This window comes from Agromyces indicus, assembly GCF_031432295.1.
GTDB lineage: Bacteria > Actinomycetota > Actinomycetes > Actinomycetales > Microbacteriaceae > Agromyces > Agromyces indicus.
Map to the genome: position 1 here is coordinate 270670 of NZ_JAVKGS010000002.1, position 14501 is coordinate 285170.

A 14501-nucleotide genomic window follows, 5' to 3' on the forward strand; every position below is an offset into this window, starting at 1 on the left:
GCGCGGCTCAGGTGTCGGCGGCGGACGTCCAACCCTCGTCGCGGTCGGCGTCGGCGGGCGACGGATGCCGCGGCCGTGCGGGCACGTAGCGCGGGATCCAGCGCCAGAGCATCGCCGCGCCGATGAGGCCGACGACCCCCATGGTCGCGCTCGCGGCCATGATCGACACCGCCGACGTGACCCCCGCCACCGCGAGCGGCGCAGCCGCCTGGCCCGCGTCGGCGATCGTGCGGTAGGCGCCGAGGAACGGCGCGGGGTTCGCCTTCGGCGCGAGATCCGCGCCGACGGTCAGGATCACCCCCGACGAGAGCCCGTTCGCAAGCCCGAGCAGGATGGCCGCCGCGGTGAACCAGGCGACCGCACCCGGCACGTCATGCGTCACCGCGAGCACGAAGTGCCCGGCGGCGAGGCCCACGAGACCCGGGATCGCGCTCCAGAGGCGTCCGTGCCGGTCCATCACGTGCCCGCTGACGTAGAAGAGGGCGAAGTCGACCGTCGCGGCGATGCCGATCACCAGAGCCGCGGCATCCGGTCGCATGCCGATCGACACCGCCCACAGCGGCACGATCACCGTGCGGCTCGCCCGGATCGCCGCGAGCAGGCCCACGCCCGTACCGATGCGGGCGAGGACGCCGCGATGCGTGACGATCGCGCGCCACACCCCGTGCGCGGCATCCGTCTCGCCGTCGGGGCCCGGGTTCGCGGATGCCGCACGCGACCGGATCGCCGCACCGAACACCCGCTCGGGGTCGGGCAGCACGAGCAGCACGACCACGACCGCCGCGCACGCGGCCACGAGCACCCAGAACACCGCCGCGGACGACCCCGTCCACGCGATGATGCCCGCCGCGAGGAACGGACCGATCGCCCACCCGCCGCGGAACACGCCCGCGAGCGTCGACAGCGCCCGCGCCCGCACCCGGGCCGGCACGTAACTCGTGAGGAACGCGTGCCGGGCCAGCCCGAACACGGCCGTGGCGAGCCCGAGCAGGAACACGCCGATCCCGAGCGCCCACGTCGTCGGCACGAGCAGCGCGAGCACCGTGCCCGCCGACGCGAGCACCGCCGCCCCGATCATCGCCGCGCGCTCGCCGATGCGCGCCACGAGCCAGCCCGCGGGCAGGTCGCCGACGAGTTCGCCGACCATGAGCATCGCCGCGATCAGCCCCGCGAGGGCGAGCGAGGCACCGCGCTCGGTCGCCACGACCGGGATGACGGGGATCAGCGCCCCCTCGCCGAGCGAGAACAGCAGCGTCGGCAGGTACGCGGGGAGGACGATCGACCGCCACGAGAACGAGTGCGCGGTGTCGGAGGTCACCCGATCGATCGTATGCCCGCGTCCCCCTCCCTCGGCCCGCCGCTCCTCCCGCCCCGGCGCCCCGGACCGCGCGGCCCCTCACGAGCGCGCGGATGCGCGACGAGCGCGTGCCTCCGGGGCCGCGCTCTCGTCGCGCGCCCGCGCACTCGCGCGCCCGCGCACTCGCGCGCCCGCGCACTCGCGCGCCCGCGCACTCGGGCGCCCGCGCACTCGGGCGCCCGCGCGCAGGCCCCTCCCGGCACCGCCCACTAGGCTGGAAAGGCCATGTTGGATCTTGACCTCTCGCAGGAGATCGCCGCGCTGCGCTCCACGTTCCGTGACATCCGTGCCGTCGTCGACGTCGACGCCCTGAAGGCGGAGATCGCGCGCCTCAGCGAGCAGGCGGGCGCGCCCGACCTGTGGGACGACCCCGAGGCCGCGCAGAAGGTGACCAGCGCGCTCAGCCACCGCCAGTCGGAGCTCACGCGCATCACGAGCATCGAGTCGCGACTCGACGACCTCGAGGTGCTCATCGAACTCGCGCGCGAGGCCGACGACGAGGAATCCGCCGCCGAGGCGCGCGCCGAGCTCGCGTCGCTGCAGAAGACCGTCGGCGACCTCGAGGTGCAGACGCTGCTCGACGGCGAGTGGGACGAGCGGCCCGCCGTCATCACGATCCGCGCCGGCGCGGGCGGGGTGGATGCCGCGGACTTCGCCGAGATGCTCATGCGCATGTACCTGCGCTGGGCCGAGAAGCACGGCTACAACGCCACCGTGATGGACACGAGCTACGCCGAGGAGGCGGGCATCAAGTCCGCCACCTTCGAGATCGATGCCCCGTACGCGTTCGGCACCCTCTCCGTCGAGGCGGGCACGCACCGCCTCGTGCGCATGAGCCCCTTCGGCGCCGCCGGCAAGCGGCAGACCAGTTTCGCCGCGGTCGAGGTCATCCCGCTCATGGAGGAGGCGCAGGAGGTCGACATCCCCGACAACGACATCCGCGTCGACGTGTTCCGTTCGAGCGGCCCCGGCGGGCAGTCGGTCAACACGACCGACTCCGCGGTGCGCATCACGCACCTTCCGACCGGCATCGTCGTGTCGATGCAGAACGAGAAGTCGCAGATCCAGAACCGCGCCGCCGCGCTGCGGGTGCTCCAGTCGCGGCTGCTCCTGCTGCAGAAGGAGCAGGAGGCCGCCCAGAAGAAGGAGCTCGCGGGCAACATCACCGCGAGCTGGGGCGACCAGATGCGCTCCTACGTGCTCGCGCCGTACCAGATGGTGAAGGACCTCCGCACCGAGTACGAGGTCGGCAACCCCAGCCAGGTGTTCGACGGCGACCTCGACGGGTTCATCGCCGCCGGCATCAAGTGGCGCAAGCGCAAGACCGACGACTGATCCGAACGGATGCCGCGCGGCATCCGTTCGTCACGACGCCGACTCGACGATCGCCGCCGCCGCGCTGATCGGCGCCGCCGTCGCACCGTCGGCCCGACCCTGCGCGTAGGCCCGCGCCGCGCCGACGAATGCCCGGATGAGCGCGAGCCCCTCCGGTTCGAGTCGTTCCTCGGGATGCCACTGCACGCCGATGCAGAACCCGCCGTCCGTGGTCTCGATCGCCTCGACGACCCCGTCGGGCGCCGACGCCGAGGCGATGAGCCCTTCGCCGAGCCGGTCCACGGCCTGGTGGTGGTGCGACGAGATGTCGAAGTCGCGGTCGCGCGTGATGCGGTCCAGCAGCGTGCCGGGCGCGACCGTGACCGAGTGCGCCGTGTGCACGCCGTACACGTCGCGATGCGGCGACAGGTCCACCCGGTCGCCCAGGTGCTGTTCGAGCGTGCCGCCGAGGGCGACGTTCAGCACCTGCATGCCGCGGCACGCGCCGAAGACCGGCATGCCGCGCTCGCGAGCCTGCCGGGCCAGCGCGATCTCGAGCTCGTCGCGGATGCGGAGGGGTTCGTCGTTGGCCGGGTGCGGGGTGGCCCCGTACAGGTGCGGGTCTACGTCGCGGCCGCCGGAGAGGAACAGGCCCTCGATCCGGTCGAGCAGCCGGCCGGGATCGTCGAGGTGCACGTCGAGGGCCGGGAACAGCAGGGGAGCGGCGCCCGCCTGCTCGATCGCCGACAGGTACGAATGCGGCAGCCCGTCGGTCGGGATGTCGACCCACGCGCCGGAGCTCGCGGGCTTGCGATCGGCGACGACGCCGATGAGCGGAACGGTCATCGAGCCTCCGGAGCGGTGGGGGCCACGCTACTCCGCGCACGTCGTCGCGGGAACCGGGTCGGCGCGCCGGGACCTTCGGCACTCGGTCCCCGCGGCCGGCGAGCGTAGCGTCGCAGTCGGCCGTCGGGGGACGCGGTGAGGGGAGACCGACATGCGCGTGCTGGTCGCGTATTCGAGCAAGTACGGGGCGACCGAGGGCATCGCCGAGCGCATCGGCGCACGGTTGCGCACCGCGGGGCACCACGTCGACGTGCTCCGCTGCCGCGACGTCGACCGACCCGACGAGTACGACGCGTACGTGGTGGGCAGCGCCGCCTACATGGGCAAGTGGCGCAAGGCCGCCCGGAACTTCGTGGAGCGCAACACGGGGGTGCTCGCCTCGAAGCCGACCTGGCTGTTCAGCAGCGGTCCGCTCGGCACCGAACGCATCGACCGCGACGGCAACGACGTGCTCGTCGCCGCCGAGCCGAAGCAGTTCGAGGAGTACGAGTCGCGCATCCATCCGCGCGGCCGCATGGTGTTCTTCGGCGCGCTCGACGTCGACCGGCTGCGCGGACCCGATCGCATCGTCAGCTGGATGCCCGCGAACGACGCGCTGCCCGAGGGCGACTTCCGCGATTGGCACGCGATCGACTCGTGGGCCGATCACGTCGCCGCCGACCTGCGCTCGTCGGCCGGAACACCTCACTGAACCGGCTCCACCCGTCCGCGAGCACGCCGTTTTCCGGTGTCGCTGCCCGAACTCCGATGGATTCCGCCTACGCTCGAACGCGATGATCCGCTTCGACTCCGTCACCAAGACCTACCCCGGGCAGAACCGCCCCGCTCTCGACGGGATCACCGTCGAGATCCTGCGCGGCGAGTTCGTGTTCCTCGTCGGCGCGTCGGGCTCGGGCAAGTCCAGCTTCCTGCGCCTCATCCTCAAGGAGGAGAAGCCCACGGCGGGCAGCATCCACGTGCTCGGACAGGACCTCAGGCGGATCTCGAGCCGCAAGGTGCCGTTCTTCCGCCGCAACCTCGGCGTCGTATTCCAGGACTTCCGGCTGCTGCCGAACAAGAACGTGTTCGACAACGTGGCGTTCGCGCTCCGGGTGATCGGCAAGTCCCGCGGCTACATCCAGACGGCCGTGCCCGAGACGTTGAAGCTGGTCGGCCTCGACGGCAAGGCCAAGCGGATGCCGCACGAGCTCTCCGGCGGCGAGCAGCAGCGCGTCGCGATCGCCCGGGCGATCGTGAACAAGCCGCAGATCCTCCTCGCCGACGAGCCGACGGGCAACCTGGACCCGGTGACGAGCGCCGGCATCATGACCCTGCTCGAGCGCATCAACGCCGGCGGCACGACCGTCATCATGGCCACCCACGAGGCCGGCATCGTCGACCAGATGCAGCGCCGGGTCATCGAGCTGTCCTCGGGCGAGGTCGTCCGCGACGCCCGGAGCGCCGGGTACGCGCTGAGCCACGAGGTCATGGACCTGCCCATCCACGCCGACGGCGTTCCCGGCGCGGTGGCGGCGGCGGTCGCTGCCGAGGCGGCGACGGATGCCGCGACCGAGCCCGCGCCGCCCGCCGCCGCGGCCGTGCAGTCGGAGCCGGCGCCCGCGGCTGCCGCGCCCGAGCCGAAGCCGAAGCCCAAGCGGCGCGGTCTCGGACGCCGCCGCTCGGCCGAGCCCGTCGATGCGCCGGCCGCCGCACCCGTCTCCGCGCCCGCCGCGGCGCCGGCCGCCGCTGACGTCCCGACGCCGGAGGCCCCCGCCGAGGCGGCCGCCGCCGTGGAGGCGCCCGAGGAGCGACCGACGCCGGCGGAGCCGCCGACGGTCACCGCCGCCGCACCCAAGGTCACGCCGCAGATGATGCGCGACGCGCCGCCGCTCTACGTCGAGCCGGAGGTGACCGACGAGGTGACCGAGGAGGCCGCCGCGATCACCGCGGCCGCGACCGCACCTGTCGAGCCGCTGGGCACGGGCGATCGCGCGAAGGCGGATGCCGCGGCATCCGTCGACGACGACGCGGACGGCCCACCGGGACGCCCGGCGCCGCCCGTGAGCGGCCGGCAGTCGGCGAACCTCACGCTCGCTGAACGCCTCGGACTGCGCAGCCCCGCCGGACCGCGACCCGGCGACGACGACCAGGAAGTGGGGCCCGTCAAGTGAGGGTCGGACTCGTGCTCGGAGAGGCCGCCAACGGCCTCCGCCGCAATGCCACCATGGTGGTCTCCGTCGTGCTCGTCACGTTCGTGTCGCTCACGTTCGTCGGCATCGCGGCGCTGCTGCAGCTGCAGATCCAGCAGATGCGCGGGTACTGGTACGACCGCGCCCAGGTCGCCGTGTACCTGTGCACGGCGGTGTCGACGGCCGCGGGCTGCATCGACGGCGAGGCGACGCCCGAACAGAAGGAGGCCGTCGAGGCGCAGCTCTCGGGCGCCACGCTGTCGCCGTTCATCGACGAGTACTACTTCGAGGATCGCGACCAGGCGTACGAGAACTTCCAGGAGCAGTTCGAGGGCACGCCCGCCGCGGACTACGTCACGCCCGACGTGCTCAACGAGACGTTCTGGGTGAACCTCGTCGACCCGTCGCAGTCCGACGTGCTGGTCGAGAGCCTCGCGGGGCTCGCCGGCGTCGAGCAGGTCGTCGACCAACGCCGCTACCTCGACCAGATCTTCAACGTGCTGAACGTGGCGAGCTACACGGCCGTGGCCGTCGCCGGGGTGATGCTCATCGCGGCCGCGCTCCTCATCGCGACGACCATCCGGCTCTCCGCGTACTCGCGGCGCAAGGAGCTCGGCATCATGCGGCTCGTGGGCGCGTCCAACCGCTTCATCCAGACGCCGTTCGTGCTCGAGGGCATCTTCGCCGGGCTGATCGGGTCGCTCCTCGCGGGGGGCGCGGTCGTCGCGATCGTGTACTTCTTCGTGCAGGGCTACCTCGCCGAGACGCTCTCGTTCACGTTCGTGGGGCTGGGCGATGCGCTGCTCGTGGTGCCGCTCCTCATCGGCGTGGGCGTGCTGCTCGCGGCGATCTCGGCGGCGATCGCCATCGGGCGGTACCTCCGGGTGTGATCCCGGCCGACGGTGAGCGGATGCCGCGGGGCGGACTAGACTGAAGGGCTTGCCGGCCGACGCCGGCGGCATCCGCTGTTCGAACGCTGCCAGGAGAGGAGCGCGCCATGCCGAGGGAGCAGGGCGAGAAGGTCGTCGCGACCAACCGCAAGGCGCGCCACGACTACACCATCGAGGACACCTACGAGGCCGGCATCGTGCTGTCGGGCACCGAGGTGAAGTCGCTGCGGCAGGGGCGTGCGTCGCTCGTCGACGGGTACGCCTTCATCGACGGCGGCGAGATGTGGCTCGACGCCGTCCACATCCCCGAGTACACCGAGGGCACGTGGAACAACCACGCGCCCCGGCGCAAGCGCAAGCTGCTGCTGCACAAGCACGAGATCGTGAAGATCAGCCACAAGACGAAGGAGGGCGGCTACACGATCGTGCCGCTCCGCCTGTACTTCAGCGACGGCCGCGCGAAGGTCGAGATCGCGGTCGCGAAGGGCAAGCGCGAGTACGACAAGCGCCAGGCGCTCCGCGAGAAGCAGGACAAGCGCGAGGCGGCGCGCGCGATCGCGTCGCGACGCCACCTCGGCGAGTGACGTCGCTTCGCCGGTCCGCTCCGCGGACTCCCAGCCGCCCGTAGGACACCCACGGGTAGGCTCCGATCCGTGGAGATCTCGACGCGCATCCCGGTGCCGGGCACGTACAACTTCCGCGACGTGGGCGGCCTGCCGGCGCGCGGTGGGAGCGTGCGCCGCGGCGTGCTCTACCGCTCAGACGGGCTCCACCGTCTCGGTGACGAGGGCCGCGAGGCGCTCCGACGGCTCGACGTCGGGGTCGTCATCGACCTGCGCGACGACAACGAGGCCCGGCTCATGCCCGACGACCTCGAGGGGCTCGACGTCGAGGTGCGCCGCCTGCCCGTCTTCGAGGGCTCGGGCGCCTCGCAGGGCGAGCACGGGATCTCGCTCGAGGCGCTCTACCACCGCATCGTGACCACGCACGCGCCCATCGTCGTCGACGCCGTGCGCGAGATCGCGACCTCGGGGGACCGGGCCGTGCTCGTGCACTGCACCGCCGGCAAGGACCGCACCGGCATCGTGGTCGCGCTCACCCTGCTCGCCGCGGGCGTGGACCGCGAGGCGGTTATCGCCGACTACATCCTCACCGAGACGCACCTGGCGGGGGAGTGGCTCGAGGAGATGGTCGCCCTCATCGGCCGGTACGGGATCCCGGACACCCCCGAGCTCCGCACGCTCATGGGCGGCAGCCCGCGCGAGGCGATCGAGGTCGCCCTCGACGAGGTCGAACGCCGGCACGGCACCGCACGCGACTACCTGCTCGCCTCGGGGCTTTCGCGAGCCGAACTCGACGCGCTCGAGTCGCTGCTCATCGAGCGCGGCTGACCGCGCCTGAGTGCGTCGGCCGACCTCGGCGGTCCGGCTAATCGGCGTGGAAGCGCGCGTCGACGGATGCCTCCATGACGAGCTTCGCGGGCGCGATCTCGGCTTCGGGAGCACCGTCCAGCGCCATCGCCCGCATCATCACGGCCTGGTGCGGTCGCGGCATCGGCTGCGGCGTGGTGAGCATGCCGCTGTCGGCGAGCTCGATCGCGACGGGCGCGCCGAGTCCGAGCGCTTCCGCGTAGACGGCCGCCTTGCGCACGGCGTCGGCGACCGCGGCGCGCTGCGCCTCCTCGAGCACGCGGTCGCGCGTGGCATCCGTCAGCCGCCACTCGATGCCGCCGAGCGTGAGGTGCGGCGCGCCGGTCACCCGGCCGAGCCACCCGCCGAGCGCCGACAGGTCGCTGAACACGACCTCGACGTCGGCATTGGCCTGGTGCACGAGCGGAAGCTGCCGGCCCTCGGCGTTCCACGGGCGGTGCGACCACACGCGCAACTGGCCGGCCGACCACGTGTCGAGCACGCCCGAGGCCTCGAGCTCCCGGACGTCCTCCAGGAGGCGCTCGTGCGCCTCGGCGACGTCGCGCAGGAGCGGTTCGCGGTCCCCTCCGGACGAACCGACGGTGAGCGACACCGCCCCGAGTTCGGGTTCGATGCGCACCTCGGCGCGTCCGCTGACGGCGATGACCGTGGCCATTCGGTTCCTCCAAGGACTCCGCTCGGGAATGGCGGAGCGGCCGCGCCTGTTCTAGACTGTAAGGCCGGGTGACAGGCGCTTCAACGCCTCGCCGCCCGGGCATGGCAACTCCACAGCGTGCGATTGACGGCCCGTCGATCCGACCCAGGTCGGGCGGCGACACATGGGGATGATCGGTTTCGACATCGCCTGCGAACCCACGAGAAGCGGGCCGAGGATGCAGGGTTATCTCGTTAACGCTCTCTGCAAAACAATAACTGCCAATAAGAAGCAGTCTGACTTCGCCCTCGCTGCCTAAGCGAGCCCGATAGTCCGTCAGCCCGGGTGCGTTCCCGACCCGGTCGCTGGCGTCATCTAGGGAACTTGCTGCGCGTCGTCGCCTGAGCGACGTGCGGGACTTCACTCAGGCTGGGCCTGTCGACTTGGGTGCCTGTGGCAAAGGTCGGGGCCGAGCAGAACGCTTGCACAGGCTGCGCCCGGAGAAGGCGTGGAATCACAGCGATGGACGGGGGTTCAATTCCCCCCATCTCCACCATCGGCCGTCATCGCACGACGTGAAGCCAGCCGCACGAAGGCCGCCCCCGAGGGGGCGGCCTTCGTCGTGTCCGGCGTCAGTACTGGGCGTTCTTCAGCGTGCCCGTGACCTCGCCGGCCGGGTCGGAGACCATGCACGACACCGTGCGGTCGTCCATGCCCTCCCACGACTGCTGCGTGGGCACGTACCAGGACACGTCGAGGGTCGATTCCTCGAACGGCAGGCCGATGAACGGCTCGAAGGCGGCCAGGCACGACTCCTCGGCGGCGGCGATCACGGCGTCGTCGCCGGGGTACTCGCCGTCGGGGATCTGGAACTCGTGGAACACCTCGTCGCTGTGCGGCTCCCCGCAGGGGACGACCGGAACGGTCTCCACCTCGTCGGCCGCGATCATGTTGAGGCAGTCGCCCACGCGCAGCGCGAAGACGTCGGCGTCGGCCGACTCGACGATCTCCTGGGTGGTCTCGTCCCGCTCCGGCTGGGCCGGTCCCGACAGGAGGTCGCCGATCGCACCGCAACCGGTGAGCGACGCGGCGAGGAGGGCGGCGGCGGCGATCGCGGCAGGGCGCGCGACGCGAACGATGGAGGGCAATTCGGTTCCTGTCTCGAGAGGGTGAGGCGCCGTCCGTACGGGTGCGGCCGCGCCAGCCTAGCGGCACGCCACCGGTTCCGGGAGGGCGCCCCGGCGCCTCAGTCGCGGCCGTTGACGTGACGCCGTGCCGAGAGGCGCCCGATCAGCGAGCGGAGGCCACCCGTGCGCCCCGCGAACACCGACTCCGCCTCCTGCGGTTCGGGCTCCGGCTCGCCCGCGGCGGCGCGCGCCGCGGCGGCCTCCGCCTCGCGCTCTTCGCGCCACTGGAGATAGGCGAGGTAGGGGTCGTCGTCAGGACCCAGCGGTCGCTGGTCCTCGACCTGATGACGTCTCCGCCCCACCACCGGCTCTTCCCCCATCGAGGCCCCCCGGCCCTCATCTCAAGGGTACGCTCCGCAAGGCTCCGCGTCACCGCTCGTGACGCCGGATGGCGCGTCAACGCAGGTGCGGGAGCACCTCGGCGCCGATGAGTTCCACGTGTTCGAGGTCGCGCACGTCGACGAGCTGGAGGTAGACGCGGTCGGCGCCGAGGTCGCGCAGGCGCTGCAGCTTCTCCACGGCCCGCTCGGGCGTGCCCGCGACGTTGACCTCGGCGAACGTCGCCGGGTCGGCCCCGATCGCGTCGAGCCGACGGCGGTAGGTGGCGTCATCCGTCGCCACGACCGTCGGCAGCGCCACGCTCAGGCGCAGGCTCGCCGGATCGCGGTCGGCCGCCTCGCAGGCGGCCCGTACGCGCGCGAACGCGACCGCGATCTCGTCCTCGCCCACGAAGCCCCGGTTGTACTCGGTCGCGTACCGCGCGGCGATCGCGGGCGTGCGCGCCGGACCGCCGCCGCCGACGATGACGGGCACGCGGGCCTGCACGGGCTTCGGCAGGGCGGGAGCGGCGTCGAGCTCGTAGTGCTCGCCGGCGAACGAGAACGTCTCGCCGACCGGCGTGGACCACAGCCCGGTGACGATCGCCAGTTGCTCCTCGAGCAGGCCGAACCGGCGGTCGGGGAACGGGATGCCGTACGCGCGATGCTCCTCGGCGAACCATCCGGTGCCGAGGCCGAACTCGGCGCGACCCCCCGACATCGCGTCGACCTGCGCGACCTGGATGGCGAGCACGCTCGGGTGCCGGAACGTCGCCGACGACACGAGCGTGCCGAGCCGGACGCGGCTGGTCTCGCGGGCGAGCCCGGCGAGCGTCGTCCAGGCGTCGGTCGGGCCCGGCAGCGGCGAGCCGTCGCCCATGCGCAGGTAGTGGTCGCTCCGGAACCATCCGTCGAACCCGAGCCGCTCGGTCGCCTGCGCCTGCGCGAGCTGCTCGTCGTAGCTCATGCCCTGCTGGGGTTCGGTGAAGATGCAGAGTTCCATGACGGCCTCCGGTCGGTCGGTCGATCGCGGGCGGGTGGGGTGCCGGCCGCGTCAGTCGGCGGATGCCGCGCCGCGATCGAGCACGCCCAGCACCGCGTCGTGGAGGCGACCGTTCGTGGCGAGCACGCTGCCGTCGCCCAGCGCCGTGCCGGCCGTCGAGGTCACCCGGCCGCCGGCCGCCTCGACGATCGGCACCGCCGCGGCGATGTCCCACGGCTTCAGGTCGAACTCGGCCACGACGTCGACGAGCCCCTCCGCGAGGAGGCAGTACGACCAGAGGTCCCCGTACGCGCGATCGCGCCAGACCCGCTCGCCGAGGGCGAGCAGCGCCTCGAGCCGCCCGGCGTCGCGCCACTGGGCGATGCTCTGGAAGCTCAGGGAGGCGTCGGCGAGCTCGGACACCTCCGACACCCGGATCGCGCGGGGCTCGGCGCCGGGCGCATCGGTGGTGAATGCCCCGAGGCCCTGTGCGCCCCACCAGCGACGGCCGAGCGCGGGCATCGACGCGACGCCCACGACCGGGACGCCGTCGACCGTGAGCGCGATGAGCGCGCCCCAGACCGGGACGCCGCGGAGGAAGTTCGAGGTGCCGTCGATCGGGTCGACGATCCACTGGCGCGATCCCGAGCCCTGCGTGCCGTACTCCTCGCCGAGGACGCCGTCGCCGGGTCGTCGTTCGGCGATCAGGTCGCGAACGGCGCGCTCGACGGCGAGGTCGGCCTCGGTCACGAACGTGCGGTCGGGCTTGGTGTCGACGCGGAGGTCGACGGCCCGGAACCGGTCCATGGCCGCCGCGTCGGCGAGGTCGGCCAGCTCGAGGGCGAGCGCGAGGTCGTTGTCGAGCGCGAGCGCCTCGACATCGGGGTCGACCCCGTCGCGGGCGGGGTCGTGGGGTTCCGGCTGGGTCGTGGCATCCGTCACCCGGCCAGCCTAATCGCGGCGCGAGACGCCGACGGATGCCGCGGCGGAACGCCGATTCGTGCGCGGCCGCTCGTCGGGTTCGACGCGCGACGCGCCCGAGCGGCCTCGATTCGCGTTGGGGCGGCCCACCTGATACCGTTGTTCCTCGGTTCGGGGTTGATGCAGATCCCGCCGGAACGCACCTCTAGCTCAATCGGCAGAGCAACTGACTCTTAATCAGTGGGTTCAGGGTTCAAGTCCCTGGGGGTGCACGGATCAGCCCCGGAATGCTCTCGCCAGCATCCGGGGCTTTTTCGCGTCCGGGGACGCCGCTCGCGGCTCGACGGCGTCAGCGCCCGGCTGCCCGGAGTCAGCGCGCGGACGCGAGCGGCCGGTGGAACACGAGCAGGTCGCACTCGGTCGCGAGCAACGGCGCGAGCTCTGGGTGCAGCTCGGCGAGGTCGCCGGTCCGCACCACCCGGTATCCGAGGCGCTCGTACCAGGCGCGGAGGAACTCCTTCGACGGGTGGGCCCACGAGACGGGCACGAGGAGCTCGAGCTGCATCGTCCGGGCGCCCCGCCCTGCGGCGAGTCGTTCGGAGAACGCGACGAGGTCGCGGCCGATCCCCAGCCCGCGTCGGTCGGGGTCGGCGGCGAGCATGCCGAACTCCGCGAGGTCGTCGTCGAGCGCGTGCACGCGCACCGCCCCGACGACGCGATCGTGTTCCCGGGCCGTGGCGATCTGCCCGGCCGCGACGAGCTGGGCGACCTGGTGGGGTGTCGTGCGCTCCGCACCGGGCAGCCAGAGGCCCGCCTCGGCCTCGTCGTAGACGCGGTTGACGAGGTCCGCGATCGACTCGACCAGCTCGGCGTCGGCGGCGGATGCGGCCGGTTCGATGCCGATGCTGGTGGCGTGCGGCTGAGGGTCGGTCATGGCGTGCCTCCGGTCGGGTTCGCGGCGTCCGTCGCCAGGAGGGCCAGGAGGTCGACGCCGGCGAGCACCAGCCCCTCGTGCGCGAACCCCGCGAAGCAGTACAGCGCGAGCAGCGTACCGAAGAGCGCCTCGCGGTACGAACCCGTGTCGCCGAGCACCGGCAGGGCGACGAAGCCATTGGGCAGCCAGATGCGGTTGATCACGGGCACGGGCCGGAGCTGCTCCGGCGGCCGCAGCACCCACGGCCAGAGCAGGCCCGGCAACCCGCCCGTCGTGAGGAAGTCCCCGGCGAGGTGCGCGACGAAGCCGACCGTGACGGCGAGCGGGAACCATCCGACCTGGTCGGGCGCGAAGACGACGATGAACGCACCGAGCAGCACGCCGAGCAGCCACGCGACCGGCCACGACGGCGCGTACCGCCGGGCCTTGAGGCCGAACGCGGTGAGGGCCGCGGTGCCGATGCCGGCGCCGACGGCGATCGTGCCGAAGGCCTCGGTGGGGACGGTGAGCAGCGTCAGGGCCCACGCGGCCGCTGCGACGACGCCGATCGCGATCGCGGAGTGCGCGCCCTGGCGGTGGCCGCCCGCGAACACCCCGACCGTCCCGGTCGCGAGGCGCCCGAGCACCGGCACGGATCGTGCGATCGTCGCGCTGTGGTGGTCGGCGTCGGGCAGCAGCGCGGCCCCCGCGCACACGGCCGTGCCCGCGAGCACGCCGACGGGATCGAGCGGGTACGCCCCGAAGGTGATGACGGGCATCGTGCTGGTGATCGCGATCCACGCGGCGGCGCCGCTCGTGGCATGGGTGACACCCATCATGTCGGTGCGGGTCTCCTCGGGTCGGCAGGGCGAGGACCAGTCTGGCGCAGACCGGCGACACCGGCGGACCGGTGCGTCGAGGGTCGACCGGCCCGGCTGCGGCATCCGCTCAGTCGTCGACGCCGCGCGCCATGAGCGCCTCGCCGAGGTGATCTGCGGTGCGCAGCGCGCGCACGATCACGGGGACCGCGAACGCCGTCGGCGAGCCCTCGGCGCCGCGCGCCTTGCGCGCGTCGAGCACCTCGCGCACGAGGTCGGCGAGGAGGGGCACGCAACGGATCGCGAGGGCGAGCGCGAGGCCGACGCGGTCGGCGTCGATCCAGCGGCGGAACGGTCGCAGCAGCACCTGCATGGCGTCGAGCGTCGCCGTGACCGGCGTCGTGAGTGTGTAGACGGCCGCCAGCGCGACGGCGAGCACGAGCCGCACGCCCATGGTCGCGGCCGCCTCCCAGCCGGCGAAGATCCACTGCACGGGCACCGCGAACGCGAGGATCCACAGGATCGGCGACACCTGCCGCCACGCCACGCGGAAGGGCACGCGCGCGAGCGCGAACAACGCGACGACCACGACGGATGCCGCCCCGAGGGCCGGAAGCGACGGCAGCAGCGCCACCGTGGTCACGATGACGGCCAGCAGCCCGAGCTTCACGAGCGCGGGCGCGCGGTGCACCACCGAGGTGCCCGGGTGGAAGACGCCGATCAT

16 protein-coding genes, 1 tRNA gene and 1 other RNA gene are annotated in these 14501 nt (G+C 72.7%); 8 read left to right on the forward strand and 10 right to left on the reverse strand.

The window, feature by feature from the left end; all coding sequences use genetic code 11:
- Positions 1 to 7: 7 nt before the first annotated feature.
- Complete coding sequence (locus tag RH861_RS07575; RefSeq protein ID WP_310520505.1) at positions 8 to 1318, reverse strand: MFS transporter; 1311 nt, start codon at positions 1316 to 1318, stop codon at positions 8 to 10.
- Between the two features lie 264 nt (positions 1319 to 1582).
- On the opposite strand from RH861_RS07575, the gene prfB reads away from it, so the two are divergent.
- Complete coding sequence (prfB, locus tag RH861_RS07580) at positions 1583 to 2692, forward strand: peptide chain release factor 2 (protein ID WP_248598458.1); 1110 nt, start codon at positions 1583 to 1585, stop codon at positions 2690 to 2692.
- Between the two features lie 30 nt (positions 2693 to 2722).
- Here prfB and RH861_RS07585 read toward each other — a convergent pair whose 3' ends face one another.
- Positions 2723 to 3517: a gamma-glutamyl-gamma-aminobutyrate hydrolase family protein gene (locus RH861_RS07585; RefSeq protein WP_310520506.1), complete on the reverse strand. Its 795-nt coding sequence runs from the start codon at positions 3515 to 3517 to the stop codon at positions 2723 to 2725.
- 151 nt (positions 3518 to 3668) lie between these two features.
- Here RH861_RS07585 and RH861_RS07590 point away from each other — a divergent pair, with 151 nt between their 5' ends.
- The 5 genes from RH861_RS07590 (at position 3669) to RH861_RS07610 (ending at position 7966) form a co-directional block, all read left to right on the forward strand.
- Entirely contained in the window at positions 3669 to 4208 is a 540-nt protein-coding gene (locus tag RH861_RS07590; RefSeq protein ID WP_310520507.1) for a flavodoxin domain-containing protein, read from the forward strand.
- Positions 4209 to 4290: 82 nt separating this feature from the next.
- Entirely contained in the window at positions 4291 to 5667 is a 1377-nt protein-coding gene (ftsE, locus tag RH861_RS07595) for a cell division ATP-binding protein FtsE (RefSeq protein WP_310520508.1), read from the forward strand.
- Positions 5664 to 6575, forward strand: coding sequence for a permease-like cell division protein FtsX (ftsX, locus tag RH861_RS07600; protein WP_067945748.1), 912 nt, complete (start codon positions 5664 to 5666; stop codon positions 6573 to 6575). Before ftsE ends, ftsX begins: the two co-directional genes overlap by 4 nt.
- A 107-nt stretch (positions 6576 to 6682) precedes the next feature.
- Positions 6683 to 7159: an SsrA-binding protein SmpB gene (gene smpB / locus RH861_RS07605; protein WP_067945747.1), complete on the forward strand. Its 477-nt coding sequence runs from the start codon at positions 6683 to 6685 to the stop codon at positions 7157 to 7159.
- Positions 7160 to 7228: 69 nt separating this feature from the next.
- Positions 7229 to 7966: a tyrosine-protein phosphatase gene (locus RH861_RS07610; RefSeq protein WP_310520509.1), complete on the forward strand. Its 738-nt coding sequence runs from the start codon at positions 7229 to 7231 to the stop codon at positions 7964 to 7966.
- A gap of 37 nt (positions 7967 to 8003) precedes the next feature.
- Here RH861_RS07610 and RH861_RS07615 read toward each other — a convergent pair whose 3' ends face one another.
- Positions 8004 to 8660: an SIMPL domain-containing protein gene (locus tag RH861_RS07615; RefSeq protein WP_310520510.1), complete on the reverse strand. Its 657-nt coding sequence runs from the start codon at positions 8658 to 8660 to the stop codon at positions 8004 to 8006.
- 165 nt (positions 8661 to 8825) lie between these two features.
- Here RH861_RS07615 and ssrA point away from each other — a divergent pair.
- Positions 8826 to 9195, forward strand: a transfer-messenger RNA (tmRNA) gene (gene ssrA, locus RH861_RS07620).
- Between the two features lie 76 nt (positions 9196 to 9271).
- Here the strand turns inward: ssrA and RH861_RS07625 are convergent.
- From RH861_RS07625 to hisN, 4 genes are all read right to left on the reverse strand, one after another.
- Positions 9272 to 9787, reverse strand: a complete 516-nt coding sequence (locus RH861_RS07625) for a septum formation family protein (RefSeq protein WP_310520511.1) — start codon at positions 9785 to 9787, stop codon at positions 9272 to 9274.
- A 98-nt stretch (positions 9788 to 9885) separates the two neighbouring features.
- Entirely contained in the window at positions 9886 to 10128 is a 243-nt protein-coding gene (locus RH861_RS07630) for a hypothetical protein (RefSeq protein ID WP_310520512.1), read from the reverse strand.
- 94 nt (positions 10129 to 10222) lie between these two features.
- Positions 10223 to 11146, reverse strand: coding sequence for an LLM class F420-dependent oxidoreductase (locus tag RH861_RS07635; RefSeq protein WP_310520513.1), 924 nt, complete (start codon positions 11144 to 11146; stop codon positions 10223 to 10225).
- A 51-nt stretch (positions 11147 to 11197) separates the two neighbouring features.
- Positions 11198 to 12067 (reverse strand): histidinol-phosphatase, encoded by an 870-nt coding sequence (gene hisN, locus RH861_RS07640; RefSeq protein ID WP_310520514.1) that lies wholly within the window; start codon positions 12065 to 12067, stop codon positions 11198 to 11200.
- 178 nt (positions 12068 to 12245) lie between these two features.
- Here hisN and RH861_RS07645 point away from each other — a divergent pair.
- Positions 12246 to 12318: transfer RNA gene (locus RH861_RS07645), tRNA-Lys, on the forward strand.
- A gap of 98 nt (positions 12319 to 12416) precedes the next feature.
- Here RH861_RS07645 and RH861_RS07650 read toward each other — a convergent pair.
- The 3 genes from RH861_RS07650 to RH861_RS07660 all read right to left on the reverse strand — a co-directional run bounded on the left by RH861_RS07650 (position 12417) and on the right by RH861_RS07660 (position 14501).
- Positions 12417 to 12980 (reverse strand): GNAT family N-acetyltransferase, encoded by a 564-nt coding sequence (locus tag RH861_RS07650; RefSeq protein ID WP_310520515.1) that lies wholly within the window; start codon positions 12978 to 12980, stop codon positions 12417 to 12419.
- On the reverse strand, positions 12977 to 13798 hold the full coding sequence (locus tag RH861_RS07655; protein ID WP_310520516.1) for a metal-dependent hydrolase: 822 nt from the start codon (positions 13796 to 13798) through the stop codon (positions 12977 to 12979). Before RH861_RS07655 ends, RH861_RS07650 begins: the two co-directional genes overlap by 4 nt.
- A 109-nt stretch (positions 13799 to 13907) precedes the next feature.
- Complete coding sequence (locus RH861_RS07660) at positions 13908 to 14501, reverse strand: energy-coupling factor transporter transmembrane component T family protein (RefSeq protein WP_067945733.1); 594 nt, start codon at positions 14499 to 14501, stop codon at positions 13908 to 13910.

What these genes read in the sequence shown, in the direction of transcription:
- prfB (WP_248598458.1), top strand. Translation starts at nt 1,583, where the DNA reads ATGTTGGATCTTGACCTCTCGCAGGAGATCGCCGCGCTGCGCTCCACG.
- RH861_RS07585 (WP_310520506.1), bottom strand. Translation starts at nt 3,517, where the DNA reads ATGACCGTTCCGCTCATCGGCGTCGTCGCCGATCGCAAGCCCGCGAGC.
- RH861_RS07590 (WP_310520507.1), top strand. Translation starts at nt 3,669, where the DNA reads ATGCGCGTGCTGGTCGCGTATTCGAGCAAGTACGGGGCGACCGAGGGC.
- ftsE (WP_310520508.1), top strand. Translation starts at nt 4,291, where the DNA reads ATGATCCGCTTCGACTCCGTCACCAAGACCTACCCCGGGCAGAACCGC.
- smpB (WP_067945747.1), top strand. Translation starts at nt 6,683, where the DNA reads ATGCCGAGGGAGCAGGGCGAGAAGGTCGTCGCGACCAACCGCAAGGCG.
- RH861_RS07615 (WP_310520510.1), bottom strand. Translation starts at nt 8,660, where the DNA reads ATGGCCACGGTCATCGCCGTCAGCGGACGCGCCGAGGTGCGCATCGAA.
- RH861_RS07635 (WP_310520513.1), bottom strand. Translation starts at nt 11,146, where the DNA reads ATGGAACTCTGCATCTTCACCGAACCCCAGCAGGGCATGAGCTACGAC.
- RH861_RS07650 (WP_310520515.1), bottom strand. Translation starts at nt 12,980, where the DNA reads ATGACCGACCCTCAGCCGCACGCCACCAGCATCGGCATCGAACCGGCC.
- RH861_RS07655 (WP_310520516.1), bottom strand. Translation starts at nt 13,798, where the DNA reads ATGATGGGTGTCACCCATGCCACGAGCGGCGCCGCCGCGTGGATCGCG.
- RH861_RS07660 (WP_067945733.1), bottom strand. Translation starts at nt 14,501, where the DNA reads ATGATCGGCGTCTTCCACCCGGGCACCTCGGTGGTGCACCGCGCGCCC.